Origin of the sequence: Alkanindiges illinoisensis (genome assembly GCF_004377485.1) — a bacterium.
GTDB lineage: Bacteria > Pseudomonadota > Gammaproteobacteria > Pseudomonadales > Moraxellaceae > Alkanindiges > Alkanindiges illinoisensis_A.
Map to the genome: position 1 here is coordinate 148,078 of NZ_SNTY01000025.1, position 18,630 is coordinate 166,707.

The 18,630-nt window shown below is 48.1% G+C and carries 20 protein-coding genes and 1 pseudogene; 7 read left to right on the forward strand and 14 right to left on the reverse strand.

What is annotated here, in order from left to right; translation table 11 throughout:
• Positions 1–97: 97 nt before the first annotated feature.
• Positions 98–730, reverse strand: coding sequence for an HAD hydrolase-like protein (locus E2B99_RS07735; RefSeq protein WP_134244334.1), 633 nt, complete (start codon positions 728–730; stop codon positions 98–100).
• Positions 731–761: 31 nt separating this feature from the next.
• Positions 762–1,343 carry a YqiA/YcfP family alpha/beta fold hydrolase gene (locus tag E2B99_RS07740; RefSeq protein WP_134244335.1) on the reverse strand — a complete coding sequence of 194 codons (582 nt, stop codon included), beginning with the start codon at positions 1,341–1,343 and terminating at the stop codon, positions 762–764.
• A gap of 447 nt (positions 1,344–1,790) precedes the next feature.
• Here E2B99_RS07740 and E2B99_RS07745 point away from each other — a divergent pair.
• A pseudogene (locus E2B99_RS07745) lies at positions 1,791–3,044 on the forward strand (alpha/beta fold hydrolase); the annotation flags it as partial.
• A 160-nt stretch (positions 3,045–3,204) separates the two neighbouring features.
• Here the strand turns inward: E2B99_RS07745 and E2B99_RS07750 are convergent.
• Both E2B99_RS07750 and gshA read right to left on the reverse strand, forming a co-directional pair.
• Entirely contained in the window at positions 3,205–3,693 is a 489-nt protein-coding gene (locus E2B99_RS07750; RefSeq protein ID WP_134244337.1) for a disulfide bond formation protein B, read from the reverse strand.
• Positions 3,693–5,315, reverse strand: coding sequence for a glutamate--cysteine ligase (gshA, locus tag E2B99_RS07755; RefSeq protein WP_134244338.1), 1,623 nt, complete (start codon positions 5,313–5,315; stop codon positions 3,693–3,695). The genes E2B99_RS07750 and gshA overlap by 1 nt, the downstream gene beginning before the upstream one ends.
• Before the next feature lie 220 nt (positions 5,316–5,535).
• Here gshA and E2B99_RS07760 point away from each other — a divergent pair, with 220 nt between their 5' ends.
• The 3 genes from E2B99_RS07760 (at position 5,536) to ybcJ (ending at position 7,098) form a co-directional block, all read left to right on the forward strand.
• Positions 5,536–6,075, forward strand: a complete 540-nt coding sequence (locus E2B99_RS07760) for a DUF924 family protein (protein WP_134244339.1) — start codon at positions 5,536–5,538, stop codon at positions 6,073–6,075.
• A gap of 181 nt (positions 6,076–6,256) precedes the next feature.
• A complete protein-coding gene (locus E2B99_RS07765; protein WP_240687767.1) occupies positions 6,257–6,892 on the forward strand; it encodes a CC0125/CC1285 family lipoprotein in 636 nt (211 codons plus the stop codon).
• Positions 6,889–7,098 carry a ribosome-associated protein YbcJ gene (gene ybcJ, locus E2B99_RS07770; RefSeq protein ID WP_134244340.1) on the forward strand — a complete coding sequence of 70 codons (210 nt, stop codon included), beginning with the start codon at positions 6,889–6,891 and terminating at the stop codon, positions 7,096–7,098. The genes E2B99_RS07765 and ybcJ overlap by 4 nt, the downstream gene beginning before the upstream one ends.
• 98 nt (positions 7,099–7,196) lie before the next feature.
• Here the strand turns inward: ybcJ and E2B99_RS07775 are convergent, their stop codons facing one another.
• Positions 7,197–8,129: a DMT family transporter gene (locus E2B99_RS07775; RefSeq protein WP_134244341.1), complete on the reverse strand. Its 933-nt coding sequence runs from the start codon at positions 8,127–8,129 to the stop codon at positions 7,197–7,199.
• Between the two features lie 214 nt (positions 8,130–8,343).
• Between E2B99_RS07775 and E2B99_RS07780 the strand changes: the two genes are divergently transcribed.
• The 3 genes from E2B99_RS07780 (at position 8,344) to E2B99_RS07790 (ending at position 10,341) form a co-directional block, all read left to right on the forward strand.
• Positions 8,344–9,099: an AraC family transcriptional regulator gene (locus E2B99_RS07780; RefSeq protein ID WP_134244342.1), complete on the forward strand. Its 756-nt coding sequence runs from the start codon at positions 8,344–8,346 to the stop codon at positions 9,097–9,099.
• Between the two features lie 165 nt (positions 9,100–9,264).
• Entirely contained in the window at positions 9,265–9,753 is a 489-nt protein-coding gene (locus tag E2B99_RS07785) for a MarR family winged helix-turn-helix transcriptional regulator (protein WP_240687768.1), read from the forward strand.
• A gap of 42 nt (positions 9,754–9,795) precedes the next feature.
• Positions 9,796–10,341 carry a glutathione peroxidase gene (locus tag E2B99_RS07790; protein WP_134244343.1) on the forward strand — a complete coding sequence of 182 codons (546 nt, stop codon included), beginning with the start codon at positions 9,796–9,798 and terminating at the stop codon, positions 10,339–10,341.
• 88 nt (positions 10,342–10,429) lie between these two features.
• Here the strand turns inward: E2B99_RS07790 and E2B99_RS07795 are convergent, their stop codons facing one another.
• The 9 genes from E2B99_RS07795 to atpE form a co-directional block, all read right to left on the reverse strand.
• Positions 10,430–11,485: a NosD domain-containing protein gene (locus E2B99_RS07795; RefSeq protein WP_166739006.1), complete on the reverse strand. Its 1,056-nt coding sequence runs from the start codon at positions 11,483–11,485 to the stop codon at positions 10,430–10,432.
• Positions 11,486–11,683: 198 nt separating this feature from the next.
• Positions 11,684–12,568, reverse strand: coding sequence for a D-hexose-6-phosphate mutarotase (locus E2B99_RS07800; protein ID WP_134244345.1), 885 nt, complete (start codon positions 12,566–12,568; stop codon positions 11,684–11,686).
• A 251-nt stretch (positions 12,569–12,819) separates the two neighbouring features.
• Entirely contained in the window at positions 12,820–13,236 is a 417-nt protein-coding gene (locus tag E2B99_RS07805; RefSeq protein WP_026471674.1) for a F0F1 ATP synthase subunit epsilon, read from the reverse strand.
• A 27-nt stretch (positions 13,237–13,263) separates the two neighbouring features.
• Positions 13,264–14,658, reverse strand: coding sequence for a F0F1 ATP synthase subunit beta (atpD, locus tag E2B99_RS07810; RefSeq protein ID WP_026471673.1), 1,395 nt, complete (start codon positions 14,656–14,658; stop codon positions 13,264–13,266).
• A 29-nt stretch (positions 14,659–14,687) separates the two neighbouring features.
• Positions 14,688–15,557, reverse strand: coding sequence for a F0F1 ATP synthase subunit gamma (gene atpG, locus E2B99_RS07815; protein WP_134244346.1), 870 nt, complete (start codon positions 15,555–15,557; stop codon positions 14,688–14,690).
• A gap of 96 nt (positions 15,558–15,653) precedes the next feature.
• Positions 15,654–17,198 carry a F0F1 ATP synthase subunit alpha gene (gene atpA / locus E2B99_RS07820; RefSeq protein WP_026471671.1) on the reverse strand — a complete coding sequence of 515 codons (1,545 nt, stop codon included), beginning with the start codon at positions 17,196–17,198 and terminating at the stop codon, positions 15,654–15,656.
• 54 nt (positions 17,199–17,252) lie between these two features.
• Positions 17,253–17,789 carry a F0F1 ATP synthase subunit delta gene (locus E2B99_RS07825; RefSeq protein WP_134244347.1) on the reverse strand — a complete coding sequence of 179 codons (537 nt, stop codon included), beginning with the start codon at positions 17,787–17,789 and terminating at the stop codon, positions 17,253–17,255.
• A 12-nt stretch (positions 17,790–17,801) separates the two neighbouring features.
• On the reverse strand, positions 17,802–18,272 hold the full coding sequence (locus E2B99_RS07830; protein WP_026471669.1) for a F0F1 ATP synthase subunit B: 471 nt from the start codon (positions 18,270–18,272) through the stop codon (positions 17,802–17,804).
• Positions 18,273–18,307: 35 nt separating this feature from the next.
• Positions 18,308–18,577, reverse strand: coding sequence for a F0F1 ATP synthase subunit C (gene atpE / locus E2B99_RS07835; protein ID WP_026471668.1), 270 nt, complete (start codon positions 18,575–18,577; stop codon positions 18,308–18,310).
• Positions 18,578–18,630 lie beyond the last annotated feature (53 nt).

Sequence of the window (18,630 nt, forward strand, 5' to 3'; positions counted from 1 at the left end):
ATAACACATCCAAAGCTCAGGCCTGCTCATGAATGCGCAAGCTGTCTTTTGGATAAACATTTGAATGAACATGAGTGCCTGTATGGCAGTTTATGCCTCAAGCAAGCTGGCGCAAATCATGACCCGTCACAAACTCCAGCACGCGGTCATGCTGACGCAGAGCCTGCATACTGCCATAGCCCCAGCTCACTGCACCAAATGCCATGTTGGCCTGTGCTGCTGCCTCGGCATCGGTTTCCTGATCACCAATATAAATGGCATGCTGGGCTGCAATACCGGTTTTCCTTAAAACCTTTTTCAAATGCGCAGTCTTGCCGAAAATCGACATACCGCAATGCACCTGACCAAACAGGGCAAACAGTTCAGCCCCTAAAATGGCAGCCACGTTTTCTCGCGAATTGGATGACACAATGGCCAGCCGCACACCTGAGCTAGCCAGAAACTTCAAGCTGTCACTAATGTGTTCAAACAGTTCAATCTGGTGCGCATTGCGCCGCATACGCCGGATAAAGCCGCGTGATACCAGCGGCAATTTCCAGGCTGCCATTTCAACATGCTGCATAATCTGGCGTGGCGTGGCATGACGCAAAGTTTCAATCTCGTGCATTTCAATTTTTTTGAAACGATACTGCTCAGCCAGCTCGTTAAACACACTGGCAAAAAATGGAAATGAATTGGCCAGCGTGCCATCAAAATCAAAAATAGCCAGTTGGTACTTTGCGCCTTGCATGCGGTGGGCCGCCTGAGAATGAATCACGCCATCAGCGATCAAACAAGAAATTAATAATGAGCGGAATTTTACTGTCCATATCATGCATAAAATGGTCACCGCCCGGCTCTACAATCAGCGCACTCTGGGCCTCATCCTGACTGAAATAACTTTCAGCCTCGCGGTAATCCAGTACTTCATCCCCCTGCTTGAGCAGCACCAGAATTCTATCCGGGCTGGCAGGTACAGGCTGATACAGTGCCTTTAGGTCTTCCAGCTGGTCTGGCGTCACGACCCAGCCAGTTTCAGTATGGTGCTCGGTTTCACCCTGCGCAAAGAACCGTTTGAACCGTTCAAATGGTCGCACAGATGGATTAACAAGAACAGCCCGCACCGCATGCTTTGCGACGCAAGCTGTCGCATAAAAGCCACCGAGGCTGCTGCCCACCAAACCGGTGTGGGGATCCTGAGCAATGGCCTCATCCAGCAGTTGCATGACCTGCTGTGGGGGCAGATTCAGGTCGGGTCGAACCACCCTGATTTCTGGTCGGTGGGTTCTGCACCAGTCTTCCAGCATTTGACCCTTGGCAGATGCGGCATTGCTATTGAGTCCATGAATATAAATCAGTTGCATAAGAATGGCTTATCCGGCAATCACATCAAATCGGGGCTAAATTGTACGCATGTTAAAGTTATGCGCAAGTCTGATACGTTCTGTGTAAAGCGTATAACAAGAGGCTATTCTGCCTAAGTTACACTTAAGTTATGTAACAAAATTACTTTTTCGTCACTAAGTCCTTTGGTTTTCACACATTTTTTAACGCATTACTCAACTATTTCAGGATATAGGTAGCAGTAGACATTTTAGTGTAAAAAACAGGCAATTGGCTAAACTGCTTTGAAAATAAGCCAGAATGAGCATTTTGGCCAATTATTGTACTAAAGTAGATATTGACACCTTTAGTAATCAAGAGTAAACATCATGTAACAGCTTGTAATAGCTATGTCACCCAACTGTGACCCACTGCTTAATCGCACAGGAATAAAGTCGATTTAGCGAATAAACGGAGGATGCCGCATCATGCCCAGCTTAACCCCACTTCATGAAAACTACTGCAAGTTTGACCGTAGTCCTCCGTCACAGGCCGATTTTCTGGAAGGTTTGTCACAGCTGGCCACGTCAAGTGTGAGTGGTGTGGCCGAGCTTGTGCAAGAAATCCACCGTGAAATTTTCCTGCAATATTTTTCCTTAACCACACGGCAAGCGAATTTTATCTGGGATAACGGCATTACCAAGCGGGTGTATAACCTTAGCCAGCGTGTCATGCAACAATATGGTAAAGGTCTTGCCATCAGCTTGCGCGGACTGAACCGTTATTTCCCGGTATTGCATGAAAAACCCTTAACCCCGCTCATGCATTTTGTAGCGAATGCACTCAATGGTGTGCTGGGCGATTACATGCTGAACAGCCATAACCCGCTGGCTCTGCCCATGGTGCTGTATGACCGTTATGGCCAGTTGCAGCGCGGCGAACTTTCGGGACGGGTGATTATTCTGGTACATGGCCTGTGCATGAACCACTTAAGCTGGGCACCGGGTGAAAGCAGCGGACTGGGTGAACATATCCTGTATCACCAGCAGCAGGCCAATGTGCTGTATTTGAATTACAACACCGGACGCCGTATTTCCTCCAATGGCCGTTCGTTTTCCAATGTGCTGGAAGACCTGATCAAACGTAATCCGCGTATTACCACCATTGACCTGATTGGTCATAGCATGGGTGGTCTGGTGTCACGTAGTGCGCTGTTTTATGGCAAGCAAAGTGCCTATAACTGGATTAACTACGTTGAAAATCTGGTGTGCATTGGTTCACCGCATCAGGGTGCGGTACTGGAACGCCTGGGCTTTATGTTTCAGGAAAAAATCGGCAAGGTGCCATTTGCCAGTGTACTGGCGCAGCTCGCCAATATGCGTAGTGCCGGAATTATTGACCTGCGTCATGGCAGTGTGCGTGATGATGACTGGGAACATCTGGATGCCAAGATCGGCCAGATGGACGATTGCCGCAAGCCTGCACCGCTACCTTCCCGCGTAAATACTTATTTGATTGCCGGAACGCTGGAACGTGAATCGTCAAGCTCCAAGACCCTAGAAGCCATTGGTGATTATCTGGTGAGCGTGAAAAGTGCACTGGGTGACCATCCGCATCCGCAATTCCGCCTGAAAGTGCCAGAAGATCATAAAGCGGTATTTTATGGTCTAAACCATTTTGAAATTCAGCATCATCCGCGGGTACGTGAGCAAATTATTGCCTGGCTGTATCCGGATGCCAGTCAGGTGCGCGATCCAAGCCAGCGCATCGAAACCATTGTGGATTAGGTGTGGCCTAGGCACACGCTAAATTTTTGCTAAAAAACCACTAAAAAAGGACGCATCAGGCGTCCTTTTTAATTTCAGGGTTTTGTGTCCCTTAGTCCGGCAACAGCGCCTGTGATTAACGACGCACCAATTGCCACAGGTTCAGCAATAATAATGCGCTAAAAAATACCAGCGCCCAGGTCGGCAGCGATTGCCCCAGAAACGTCCAGTCAATGGCGGCACACTCGCCCGAACCATGCAGTACCTTTTGCACCACATCCCGTAATGGAAAGGTATCGAGCCAGTAATCAAGGCCCGGCCCACAGGCAGGCACATCTTCCGGGGGCAGGTGTTGCAGCCAGACATGACGTGCTGCCACCGCAAATGACCAGCTAATCGACAGCGTGGATAACAGTGCATAGCTACGGCGTACCCAGCGTTTTGCCGGATTGTGGATAAAGGCAATCAGTGAAACCAGTCCCATGCCCATCAGGCCAACGCGCTGAAAAATGCACAGCGGGCAAGGCTCCAGCATTTGATAGTGCTGCAAATACAGGGCAAATGCCATACCAGCCACACTGGCCAGAAACAGGATCAGACTGACCACACGGTAGGTTAACCTCATTAAACATGCTCCTTGGGCGATGTTGCTGATACTGCATGATTCTGGCGATAAGGCGCAAGATAAGTTTTAAAGTCGCCCTGATCCTGCTGTTCCAATGTCTGTTGTGCCTGCCACGACTGCTCGGCAATCTGGTCAAAATATTGCTGTTGTTCAGGTTGCAATTGCTGTTCACGCTGCTGGCTGGCATAACGGCTGGCCAGTGCATGACCAAAGCGCCATGAGCCGCCCGCAGTCACGGTATCACTAAGCACCTGGGCAGATAGCGTATGTTCGACATGCTCAAGGCGCTTGCTCATCACCTGTAGCGCTGCCTGATAAATAGGCTGTGCCGTTGCTTCATCCAGCATGCGGGCAATAGCCTGCATGTGTTCCAGTTGCTGGTGCGCCCACGGCTTAAACAGATATTCTCCATCCGGGGTATTCAGGCTCAGGTTCACATTACGGCCCTGATCCACCACTTTAATCAGGTTATGATCAATACAGTCCTGCTCGCTGTCATCAATCGCCGGGCTCTCCTGCAATAAAGCATATAACGCCACCACTTCCAGGAAACAGGCGCTGGTTAAATCAATCCCAATGTCGCTATACGGGTTAATATCCACCGCGCGCAGTTCAATATAGGCCACACCACGGTTTTTGAGGGCCTGTGCGGGTGTTTCGCCAGACTGGGGAATTTGCTTGGGCCGGATTGGGCTGTAGTATTCATTTTCAATTTGCAGCACATGATCATTGATTTGCAGCGGCTCACCGTTTTCATCATCCAGCCCCAGTTCACTAAAGGCCTGATACGGCGTATGAATGGCCTGTTCAATGCCGCGGATATAATCCTGCATGTTGTTATAGTGAATGCCCAGGCCGCGCTGTGCACTGTTCTGGTAGCCTAGCCGCCCCATACGCAGGGCCGTGGCTTCTGGCAGGTACATGGTGCCGCTCACCAGTGGTTGCAGGTGATGCTGGCGGCCTGATAAAAAGCAGGCACACACCGAGGGGCTGGCACCCAGTAAATATACCACCAGTGGCGCCAGCCGCAGGAAATTACGGATCAGGCCAAAATAACGCTCACTGCGATAATCCTGCAAACTCAACTGCTGCAATTCAGGCGCGGTACTGCTCTGTTGCTGCCATGCCGTAAAAAGCTGGTCAGGGAATGATACATTGTAATGGACCCCGGCAATGGTTTGCATGCGGCGTCCATAACGGATGCCAAGGCCACGGCGGTACAGGGTTTTAAACTGACCTAGATTCGAGGACCCGTATCGGGCCAGTGGAATATTGTTTTCATCCTTGTCCAGCATACAGGGCATGGACAATGGCCACAGGGTTTCGCCTTCTGGCAGGTTTTGCTGTACCACCACATGCAGCTGGCGCAAAAAATCCAGTGCCTGTTGCGGATGGCTTACCGGTGGCGTAATCAGCTCAATCAGGGCTTCTGAATAATCAGTGGTGATATGCGGGTGGGTTAATGCCGAACCCAGTGCCGCAGGATGATCGGTTTGCGACAAAAAACCATTGGCCTGCATACGCAGCGATTCTTTTTCAATGCCACGTTGCATGCCTGACAAGTGATCAGGTGTTAACCACGCGGGTAGTTTAAACTGGGTTAACAAGTCCGGGTTACGCATTCATTTTACTCACTTGGCCAGCAACATTACTTTGCAGGCTCAAGGATGCTGCAAAGCAAGACATAGCGATTTTGCCCTTTATTGGCTGAAAACGCATGATTTTTGATATGAAAAAAATAGCTTTTTTTTGACTTTTTCATCATGGATACGGATTTAAGCTCGTTTTTTGCCCGCTTTGTCCTTTACAGTAAGGACTTCATTGAATGAATGGGAATATTCCATGACGCCGCAGCAGGTTTTAAACTTCTGGTTTGAACAGAGCACCCCAGCTCAATGGTTTGAAAAAGATGAGCGATTTGACCAGCAAATTCAGCAGCAATTTGGTAAATGGCATGCCCATGTTGCCGCTGCAGAAGCTTATGCATGGCGCAGCAGTAGCGAAGGCCGTCTGGCTGAAATCATTGTGCTTGATCAGTTTTCCCGTAACCTCTATCGAGATCAGGCGGCTGCCTTTGCATGCGATCCCATGGCGCTGGCGCTGGCACAGGAAGCCATTGCACACGGTGCCGACCAACAGCTCAGTCCGGTGCAGCGTTCATTTTTGTATATGCCATTCATGCACAGTGAATCGCGGCTTATCCATGAAAAAGCACTGGATTTGTTTACTCAACTGGGCATTGAAAACAACCTAAAATTTGAAAAACTGCATAAAGCCATTATTGACCGTTTTGGCCGTTATCCGCATCGGAACGCCGTGCTGGGCAGAACCTCTACCCCTGAAGAACTGGAGTTTTTAAAACAGCCTAACAGTTCGTTTTAACTCAATTTTTTCCGGGCATGCAACAATGAAGCCATTGTGAAGCATTTCCTACACTGCTTATACAGCCTGGTTTTCTCTGCTGCGCTGCGTTGCTTTATAATGTGCTGATGCCAGGCGCATCATCCCTTATTGTGGACATTAAGCCTGCGGTAAAACTTGTTCACTGGCTGGGAGCTTACCTATGCGTGCCATTTTCATTAACCTTGCTGTGTCCGGTTTGGCAGCCTTGCTGCTGAGCGGTTGTGTCATGGCACCTTCCCAGCCCCGCAGCTTTGCCAGTCTAGGTCAGTTTGAGCAATATCAGCTGAACACGGCCATTTACCGGGTTCGTTTTACCGGTGACCCGGACATGAGTGCGGCCACTGCTGAGGAAATTGCGCTGCTCAAGGCTGCCAAAACCACAATGGATGCGGGTTACCGCTACTTTATGGTTCTGGATCAAGGCAAGTCAGCCCCTAGTCGTCGGGCAGTGGTTTATCCCAATGCCTTTCCCGGCTGGGCTGGCCCGTTATGGCATGGCCCTCACCGTGCACGCTGGCCTTATTATGGCAATGGCTGGTATGGCCCCGGCTGGAATGATCCATTTTATGAAGGCGTGGTGTATAACCTTGATCCCGTGGAAGTGAGCTATACTATCAAGTGCTCCAATACGGCCTCGCAAAAGGGTGAAGAATTTGATGCCCGGCTGATTATGACTTCTCTAGGGCCTAAATATTATCTCAATGCTGATGGCACGCCGCGCGTTATTGTACAGTCCACTGCTCAAAAGCCTCAACCAGACAGCGCCACCTTTATTATTCTCAGGCACCTCATATGAACCAGTTTAATCTTGAAGATCATCCCTACGTGGCCTTGTGTGACCTGCTAAAAATAGAGGGTTGGTGTGACAGCGGCGGCGCGGCAAAAACTGCCATTGAACAAGGTTTGGTTAACGTAGACGGTCAGATCGAAACCCGCAAGCGTTGCAAAATTACGCGCGGGCAAATTGTTAGTTTTGCAGGCCAGCAATTGGTTGTGGTCTAAACCTGCCATTTTTTAAGCCAGCAGCCCATTGGCAATGCTTAAGCCAATAGCCATCTGAATTTGTCCTATTCATCAACTTTTACTTCTTGTGAGTAACTTTAGGGCGTGTTCTTGCGGGCAGCGCCGAGTTGCGCCATGATCACCCCACCAAGAATCATCAGCGCGCCCATGCTGTGATAGCTAAACCAGTGTTCATTTAGGTAAAACACGGCAATGGTTGCTGTTAATAAGGGCGTGAGGTTAATAAAAATACTGGTGCGGCTTGGGCCAATGAGCTGGATAGACTTTACCCAGACCAATGGTGCTACCAGCGATGGCAAAGTTCCTGCGTACAGCACTAGCCAGATATTTTGCGCAGTAATGGGTGAAAATCCGTCATACAGCACAAACGGAATATGAAACAGCATGCCAAAGCCAATTTGCAGATAAATATTGGTGAGCAAATCCAGCGGCAGTTGCCATAAGCGGGTAAATACGCCGTAAGCCGCATAGCAAAACACCGCCAGCAGCATGAGCAAATCGCCCAGATGGAAACTGCTTAAATGCCCACTAATGATGTTCGGCAAGTTGCCCTTGGCAATGAGCACTATGATCCCGGTTAGCGAAATAATCCCACCCATAATGGCAAATAGCGTGGGTTTTTCACGCAGCAACACTGCTGCAATGGCAATGGTAAATAGTGGAATCATGGCATTTAAAATGCCAATGTTGGTGGCAGACGTGGTATGGGCTGCTTCATAAGCCAGACCCTGATACATCAGCATGCCCAGCAAACCCAGTATCGCCAGTTTAGGCAGATAAGGCCAGATCAGTTGCCGCTGCCGCCACACCTTTGGCAATACAAATGGACTCAGCAGCACAAACGCCAGCACCCAGCGATAAAAACTGATACTCAGTGCAGAAATTGCTCCTACTGCCAGCTTGGTGACAATCACATTCACTGACCAGATCACTACCGCAGCCAGCGGCACCAAATACACATAAGCATGCTGGTTTGGCGATTGGCTGGATGCGGAATGTGATGAAGCCATGGTGCTGTTCCTGTGATTAACGCCTGTTCATAGTTTAGCGAAGGTCATATTTTCACAATATCCCTCAAAGCAGACATTGATACTGAATTTCGGACAGTTTGCCTTAAAGCTCACGTTTTAAAGGTAGTTTTAAATTGCAGTTATTAATCAGGTATATTGCAACACTTTTTGGAAATTCTTATGGTTGACCACTACTATTTGAACGGCATCTGCCATGAGCTATAACCGCCAGCCGCCCATTCATGTCGATTGCATCATTCACCAGTATGCACAAAATGCCGTGATTGAAGCGCATTGTGTGCCGTGGGGTGAGCTGAATTTTGCCCTGTATGGTGTAATCAACCTACACGCTGAAAATACTAATTATATTTCGCCGCCGCAATATGCCATCTGGTTGCCGCCCAATACAGCCCATAGTGCACATAGTCAGGCCAATACCTGCTATATCACGCTGGTGATTGCGCAGGAATATTGTGCTGTGTTGCCAACGGGCATCAAACTCATTGAAATTAGTCCAATACTACTCAGCATTGTGCATGAATTTATCAGGCGTGACATTCGTCGGCCCGAAACCCCGGCTGACCAGCGCCTTGCCCAGGTGCTTATTGACCAGATTCAGCAGGCGCGCTGCTATGACCATTATCTGCCATGGTCTTATCATGCCAAACTAGAACCTGTGTTACAGCAAATCCAGCAACAACCAGCCAGTCTGGTTACCCTGCAACAATGTGCTGAACTTGCAGGGCTTTCCGAGCGTCATTTGTTGCGTTTAAGCCAGCAGGAACTGGGCATGAGCCTGAACGAATGGCGCAGCCGGGCCAAACTACTGCTTGCCATTGACCTGCTGGACAAACAGCACAGCATAAAAAGCATTGCATGCTATCTGGGCTATCAATCATCGTCGGCATTTATTGGCATGTTCCAGCGCATGACTGGAAAAAGTCCCAGCCAGTTACGCAGGCATTATTAATCAAACTAAATTTTTTCACTTTGCATTTTTAATCTTATAAATTAACTTTTAAACTGAAAAAGCGTTTTACAAAACAATAAAATTATATTGTGCAAAATTTAATTTTTAGCAATACAATCATTAAAACTCAAAAATTCTTTTATCATGGCTAATCCTGCATCGTCCTTGAATAGCAAATCTGATCAGACTGAACCCTCATTGGCAGGTGAAGATTTGTTATCACTAGATCGGCAAGTATGTTTTCCGCTATATGCCGCATCAAATTTGCTGAACCGGCTTTATCGTCCGGTGCTGACACAGTTTAACCTGACCTACCCACAATATCTGGTGATGCTGGTTTTGTGGGAAACCTCGCCCTGCACGGTGGGCGAGCTGGGGCAAAAACTATTTCTGGACAGTGGCACACTAACCCCATTGCTCAAGCGGCTGGCGGCCAATGGGCTGGTTGACCGCCAGCGTAATCCTCAGGATGAACGCCGGGTACTCATTACCCTCACCCAACAAGGTCATGCCCTTAAGCAGCAAGCCGCTATTATTCCCGAAACGCTGGCCAGTCAGCTTCAACTATCAGTTAAACAACTTGATCAATTGCGTCATCAGGTTCAGCACATGGTGGCACTCATGTCACATGCCTTAAAACCTGAACAATCTTAATCTTTACTTTAATGTCCCACCACACTCTTAAAAGGAACCCTGATGTCTCAATCCATTTATGATATTCCGGTAAAAACTATTAAAGGTGAAACCATTAACCTGAACCAGTATGCTGGCAAGGTACTGCTGATTGTTAACACAGCATCCAAATGCGGCTTAACAGCCCAGTATGAAGGACTGGAAAAACTGTATCAGGCTAAAAAAGATGATGGTCTGGAAATTCTGGGTTTTCCAGCCAATAACTTTAAAGGCCAAGAACCGGGTACTGATGAAGAAATCAGCAGCTTTTGCAGCCTGAACTATGATGTGCATTTTACACTGTTTTCCAAAATTTCAGTGACGGGCGACGACCAGCATCCGCTATATGCCCAGCTCACCAAAGCCCAGCCGCAGACCACTGGTGAAGGTTCTATGCGTGAACGGCTAAAAGGCTTATCGATTGAAACCACTGAAGCGCCTGAAGTGCTATGGAATTTTGAGAAATTTTTAGTGAATAAACAAGGTGAGGTGGTTGCGCGTTTTGCACCCGATATCACAGCAGATGATCCGCGTATTGTTGAGGCAATAGAAGCTGAACTGGCAAAGTAATTTGCTTTTAGCGCAATACTGATAAAGCCTACTGGCCAGTGGAAACTGATGCTCCACTGGCTATTTTGCATGTTTAAGATTTTATTTTTTAATCAACTATCTGGTTTGAGCTGATTTCATTTGGCTGCGCACTAACCTTAATTAATCGGTCATCAACTTTCATTACCCACCGATAGAATTTAGGGATATTTTTTAAATTAAAACGATTATGGCTCACCTGATTATTTTTAGCTAAATCTTTATCATTAGTACTACTGCCAAACGCATAGCCGCTGTCGGCACTACAATAATTGCGCTCTCCGTTTCTGGAAGCCAGCCAAATTAGAGGCAGTTTGCTGCTCATCGATAGCTCAAACTGGTTCTGGATAATCTGGTTATGATGCGAAGCCTGATGACGTACCGTGCCCCCTTCCCCACAGTTGCGGTACAAATAAATGGCTCCGTGATGAGGGTCTATAAAACGATTATGGCGAATTGTATTATGTGCAGAACCATCCACCGCAATCAGTTCACGTGCTTTGGTTTGCACCTTAAATGTGTTGTTCTCAATGGTATTGTGGCTACTTTCCGCATCCAGATACAATGCAAGGCCAGCTGTTTGCCCCATAAACTGGCTATTTTTTAACGTGACATGATGCACGCCAGGCGCAAGATACATCATATTATGTTGACCACCAATCAGGCTAAGGTTGTCTAAAACAATGTGATGGGGCGCTGCCTGCTGTGCGCGCTCAGTGTGTCCTGCCTGATGAGAAGACTGCTTTAGCAACTCTCCCTGTCCATTTTCAGCCATACCATGAATGCGTAATGAGCCCATAACTTGAATATTTTTAATGGTGATATGATTTGGTACTTGCCAAGTGTTTTGATCTTGTTTTGAAGTAATAAGTACCGAGGGCTTGGCATACGCCGCTCTAATTTCTGCACCATTACCCTCGAATACAATATTGGCTGCACGCCCACCAGCAAAAACAAGCTGCTTGGTAATTTTTGCATTCTTTGGCAGCGTGAGTGAGCAATCAATATAAACGCTGGGCTGTTCTGTGGTGGCAGGCTGCAAAACTTCCTGTAGCTTTTGCGCTGTGCAAAGCGTGGTGTTGCCATTATCTTCGGCTATAGCTGTCTGTGAAGAACTAGTGAGCATAATGATTACCAGCAATAAAATTTTAAACATGAACACTTGAGCGTTTTAGCGTGTAAATTGCCTTAAAGTTTAAAATAAATGCGTTTGTTGCAAGTAATCAATTTGAACGTCTTATGATACAAACTTGTGAGGCTGCGTTATCTTGTACACAAGAGTTTGTGAACTGAATTAAATCTGTCAGACCACTCTGCCCGCTTTTTAGCGCGATAAAACCAGCTGATAAGACACCGTTTGACCCGGTTCTAAAAGCACGTTGGCCTTGTCAAGCTTTCCGCACTCGACGCAAAGCATATGTTTCCAGCTATCGCCCGGTATATCCCCCAAACGATGCGCTTTTTCTGCCCACGGATTCCACACCACCACACTGCTACACTCAGGTGCATCAATGTAAATGGGGGATTCCTGCCCTGAGCTAATTTCATAATGACCACCGGCCTGCTGATAAATCCGGTCTGTTTCTGAAGAAAAACGGATGGGCTGAGTTTCAACATGGCTATAACCCCCATCTGGTGACAGCTGATCGAGGAATGCAAGCTGCTCCAGGCCATGTACCTGAGTCTGGTTAATGTCCTGAATCGCAAAATAACTATGCCAGGCAAACCCAAACTCAAACGGCTGACAATCCGTATTGTGAACCTGGAAGTTGATTTCAAGCTGATTACCCAGATGAATATCCATGGTTGCTTCAAAGCCATAATCCCATAATAGCCTAGTGGCCGCATTGTCCTTGAGTACAAAGCTCAAGTGATGGCCTTGTATATTTTCACTGGCTTGCTGCAACTGCCATTCCATTTGGCGGGCAAAGCCATGTGATGGCAAATCCGGTTGATGTGGATGCTTGCCAAACCATGGAAAGCACAATGGAATTCCACCTCGAATGGCTTTCCCGCGCTGAAATTGGTTAGTGTCGGACAACCACAGGATAGGCAATTTTTGTTTTGGCTGATAGTGCAACACCTGTGCACCCTGACAGGCAATCACTGCATCACACCATGAATTTTTAATCACTAACACTTCAATTGCAGGGCCGGCTTCGCTTGCCAGCCATTGCTGGTTGATGCCTGATGGTAAATTTGAATGCATGATATAAGTAGTCTCCTGAGCTAGAATTTTTAATTTACAACATACTGTCTTGCACTAAGCCGCCAAATACTAATGACTTAATGGGCTGGCCGAGTCGATTTTAATAAAAAACAAATATAAAAAAACCGCCTTATTAAAGACGGTTTTTTATTGGAACCTTGCTAAATGAAATCTAGTTTCATCCTCGCCACTTGCAGCATAGCTGCTTGCCTTGCGCCCAGGTAAGACAATGTCTTGCTAACCCTTGCTCATTAAGCACGGTTTTTCAGCTTGCGCAGGGTTTCCAGCTGGGCGGCGGTTTCAGCCAGTGCAGCCATTGCCGCACCAGTATCCAGCTCACCACGCTGGTTTTCCAGCAGAGTTTCAGCCTGTTTACGCGCTTCCAGAATGGCAGCTTCATCAAGGTCACCGGCACGCACTGCTGTATCCGCCAAGACGGTTACCACATGCGGTTGTACCTCAAGCACACCACCCGATACATAGATCACTTCTTCTGTACCGTTTTCCAGCTGAACACGAATTGGGCCTGGTTGAAGCAAGGTGACCAGTGGCGCGTGACCGGGCAAAATACCCAGCTCGCCGCCTGCACCTTTTGCAATAAGCATGGACACCGCACCTGAGTAGATGGATTCCTTCACGCTTACTACATCACATTGCATTACTGCCATGAGATCATCTCCTTCACTGAGCGTTACTTAGAGTTTCTCGGCTTTGGCAATTGCTTCTTCAATACCACCAACCATGTAGAACGCCTGTTCTGGCAAGTGATCGTATTCACCAGCCAGAATACCTTTAAAGCCACTAATGGTGTCTTTCAATGGTACGATTTTGCCTTTCTGGCCAGTAAATACTTCAGCCACGTTAAATGGCTGTGACAGGAAGCGTTGAATCTTACGCGCACGGTATACAACCAGCTTGTCTTCTTCAGCCAACTCGTCCATACCCAGAATCGCGATGATGTCTTTCAGCTCTTTATAGCGTTGCAGTACGGTTTGTACACCACGGGCAACTGTATAGTGCTCTTCACCAACCACGTTTGGATCCAGCTGACGTGAAGTTGAATCCAGTGGATCTACCGCAGGGTAAATACCTAAGGAAGCAATATCACGGCTCAGTACCACAGTTGCATCCAAGTGAGCAAAGGTGGTGGCTGGTGATGGATCGGTCAAGTCATCCGCTGGTACATAAACGGCTTGTACTGAGGTAATAGAACCAGTTTTGGTCGACGTAATACGCTCTTGCAGAACGCCCATTTCTTCGGCCAGTGTTGGCTGGTAACCTACCGCAGATGGCATACGGCCCAGCAATGCAGATACTTCAGTCCCTGCTAAGGTGTAACGGTAAATATTGTCTACGAACAGCAATACGTCACGACCCTTGCCGTTTTCGTCCTTTTCATCACGGAAGTATTCCGCCATGGTCAGACCAGTCAGCGCAACACGCAGACGGTTGCCTGGTGGCTCATTCATCTGGCCATAAACCATTGCCACTTTATCTACCACGTTAGAATCTTTCATCTCGTGATAGAAGTCGTTACCTTCACGGGTACGCTCACCAACACCAGCGAATACAGAGTAACCACTGTATACTTTAGCGATGTTATTAATCAGTTCCATCATGTTTACGGTTTTACCGACACCCGCACCACCGAACAGACCAACCTTACCGCCTTTAGCAAATGGACAAAGCAAGTCAATGACCTTGATACCAGTTGCCAGTAGTTCGGTAGAACCTGCTTGTTCAGCATAGCTTGGCGCTTCACGGTGAATGGCCCAAGTGGTTTGGGTTTCAACCGGACCGGCTTCATCAATGGGACGGCCTAACACGTCCATGATGCGACCCAGTGTACCTGTACCTACTGGTACAGAGATTGGGCCATTGGTGCTGGTGACAGGCAGACCGCGCTTTAGGCCTTCAGTAGAACCCATGGCGATGGTACGAACAATCCCGTCACCCAGCTGCTGCTGAACTTCCAGCGTTGTTTCAGTATTGTCAACATGCAAAGCGTCATAGATCTTCGGAACGCTATTGCGCTCGAACTCGACGTCGATTACCGCGCCGATGATCTGAACGATACGACCGCTACTCATTGCTGTCTCCTCAATTCAAATTAAAAATGTTAAACGGCAGCGGCACCGCCAACGATTTCGGAAATTTCCCGGGTAATCGCGGCTTGACGCAGCTTGTTATAAATAAGTTGCAAGCTCTTGATCAGCTCGCCCGCATTATCAGTTGCTGCCTTCATGGCAATCATACGGGCAGCCTGCTCGGAAGCAATGTTCTCTACCACGCCCTGATACACCATGGACTCAATGTAACGCACCAGTAAGCCATTCAGTAATACATTGGCTTCTGGCTCATACAGATAGTCCCAGCCATAGCTGCGATTGAGCTGTTCGCCTTCGCTGCTTGCGGCCAATGGTACCAACTGATCAATCTGGGGCTTTTGGGTCATGGCATTGATGAACTTGTTGGAAACCAGATAAACACGGTCGATTTCGCCGCGATCAAAGGCATCCAGCATCACTTGCACAGACCCGGTCAACTGTTCCATGCCTGGCGCATCGCCCACTTGCGTGGTTGCACCCAGCACCTTGCCGCCATAATTCTTGAAAAACGTAACCGCTTTTTGACCAATTAATGCAAATTGAACATCAATCGATTGTTCCTGCTGGGTCTTCACGTGTTGGATCACACGCTTGAACAGGTTGATATTCAAACCACCTGCCAGTCCACGATCTGAGGAAACAATAATATAGCCAACGCGTTTTACCGGACGCTCAACCATATAATGATGCTTGTATTCAGGATTTGCTTGCACTAAATGGGCAATCACACGGCGCATATTTTCGGCATAAGGACGGCCTTGCGACATACGCTCCTGCGCACGACGCATTTTACTGGCAGCCACGAGTTGCATGGCACGCGTAATTTTTTGCGTGCTTTTAATACTGGCTACCTTGGCGCGAATTTCTTTTAAACTTGCCATACGCTTAACCTGTTATTTGGAATATTCAGGCAAACCCTAAACCTTCCAAATGTGATCCGTGAATCAGGGATTAACATTCAGGATAAACCTTGAAGATTAATAAGCCTGAGTTGCTTTGAAGCTTTCAATACCTTGCTTCAAGCCTGCTTCAATGTCGCCATTAAAGTTGGCTGTACGATCAATCTCGTCCATTAATGCACTGTGTTGAGAGCGCATATAAGCCAGCAGGGCTTCTTCAAAGTCACCAATCTTGTTGACAGGAACATCAGCCAGATAGCCTTCGTTAGAGGCATAAATGGAAACGGCCTGATCAGCAATGGAGAACGGCGCATACTGCTTTTGCTTCATCAGCTCGGTGACGCGCTGACCATGCTCCAGCTGCTTGCGGGTTGCTTCATCAAGATCTGATGCAAACTGCGCGAATGCCGCCAGTTCACGATACTGTGCCAGTGCGGTACGGATACCACCGGACAGCTTTTTGATAATCTTGGTTTGTGCAGCACCACCCACACGGGATACCGAAATACCCGCGTTTACTGCAGGACGTACGCCCGCGTTAAACAGTGAGGATTCCAGGAAGATCTGACCATCGGTAATCGAAATCACGTTGGTGGGTACGAATGCAGATACGTCACCCGCCTGGGTTTCGATGATTGGCAATGCAGTCAGGGAACCAGTCTGGCCAGTCACTGCGCCATTGGTGAATTTCTCAACATAGGCAGCAGAAACACGGGATGCACGCTCCAGCAGACGGGAGTGCAGATAGAATACGTCACCTGGATATGCTTCACGGCCTGGTGGACGACGCAGCAGCAGGGAAATCTGGCGATACGCCACTGCCTGCTTGGACAGGTCATCATATACAATCAGTGCATCTTCACCGCGGTCACGGAAGTACTCACCCATGGTACAACCAGAGTAAGGTGCCAGGAACTGCATGGCAGCAGGTTCAGAGGCAGAGGCCGCAACTACAGTGGTGTAGGCCAGCGCACCGGATTCTTCCAGTTTGCGTACCACGTTAGCAATGGTTGATTGCTTCTGACCAATCGCCACATACACGCACTTAATGCCAGAATCTTTCTGGGCAATAATCGCGTCAATCGCCATGGCAGTTTTACCAGTCTGGCGGTCACCAATGATCAGCTCGCGCTGGCCACGACCTACCGGAATCATGGTATCGACTGACTTATAGCCAGTTTGTACAGGCTGATCAACGCTTTGACGCCAGATTACACCAGGTGCAACCTTTTCAACAGCATCATTAACCTGGGCATTGATTGGGCCTTTGCCGTCAATCGGGTTACCCAGTGCATCGACAACGCGACCCAATAATTCAGGGCCTACTGGAACTTCAAGTACACGACCGGTACAGCGAACTTTCTGGCCTTCTTGCAGGCTTAAGTAGTTGCCCAATACGACAGCACCGACTGAATCTTGTTCCAAGTTCAGTGCCATACCGTATAAGCCGCCGTCAAATTCGATCATCTCACCGTACATGGCATCAGCCAGACCGTGAATACGCACGATACCATCGGATACCATGACGATGGTACCTTCATTCTTGGCGGTCGCGCTGGTGTCCAGATCGCTGATACGCTGTTTAATGAGCGCACTGATCTCGGATGGATTCAGTTGTTGCATTTGCGCTATACCTCAATATTTTTTAAGTTCTGCCTAACCGTTATGGTTACACCATTACGCGGTTAAACGAGTTCGCATTTTTTCCAGCTTAGCCTGGGCAGAATCATCAATCACCTGATCACCGGCACGAATCACCACCCCTGCAATCAACGCAGGGTTTACAGTTACGGTGGCATCAATGCTGCTGTTAAAGCGTTTTGACAAACGGTCAACCAGCAGTTGCTTTTGCTCATCCGTTAATGGAAATGCAGATTCGATGGTAACATCAGTCTGATTCTGGTTTTGTGCCTTTAGCTGCTCAAACTCAAGAGCAATTTCTGGCAACAGGTTTAAACGATCATTTTGTGCCAGCAAAGTAATAAAGTTGGACACTGATTGATCCTGTAGCGCCGTATTGGTGTCTACAATGATCTTCACCTGTTGTTCAGGGGTCAGCTCAGGGCGATTCAAATAAGCGGAAAATGCTTCATCTTGAACCATTGCACTTAGCAGTTGCAGCACGGTAGACCAGTTGTCTGCCATACCCTGTTCAGATGCATAGCCAAAAGCCGCTTTGGCATAAGGCCGTGCTAACGTCAAGAGTTCAGCCATGAGTCTTCTCGCTTATAGTTCTGCAGCCAGTTGATTTAACATGGCAGCATGGGCTTGTTCATCAACCTGGGCTTTAAGAATCTTCTCGGCACCAGCCACTGCCAAGGCAGCAACCTGCCCGCGAAGCTGTTCACGCGCCTGATTGATTTCCTGATCGACTGCTTCACGTGACTGCTGACGAATACGCTCACCTTCGGCTGCTGCCTGAGTACGCGCTTCTTCAACCAGTTGGGCAGCACGACGGTTAGCCTGCTCAATGAGTTGAGCTGCCTGTGCTTTTGCGGCGTCCAGTTCCTGCTTGACCTGCGCCTGTGCATTGGCAAGATCAGCTTTGGCACGCTCAGCCGCATTTAATCCATCAGCAATCTTGCGCTGACGGTCACTAATCGCTGCGATCAGTGGTGGCCAGACAAACTTCATGCAAAATGCGACAAACATCGCAAATGCAATGGCTTGGCCAATTAATGTGAGGTTGATATTCATTGCAATTCCTCAATGATGAATTTGGGAATTAAGAATTAACCACCAACCGCAGTTCTCAGTTGATCGATGAACGGATTAGCAAAAATCAGGAACAGACCAATACCCACACCAATCATTGGTACCGCATCAAGCAAACCAGCAATCAGGAACATGCGAGTTTGTAATTGTGGAGCCAGTTCTGGTTGACGAGCAACAGATTCCAGGAAACGGCCGCCCAGCAGACCAAAGCCAATAGCAGTACCTAAAGCACCAAAAGCGATCAGAAGAGCTGCTGCGATAGCGGTTAGACCAACTACGAGTTCCATGTGTAATACCTCAAAGGTTAGGTTTATAACAAAAACAGATGATTCATTAAAAC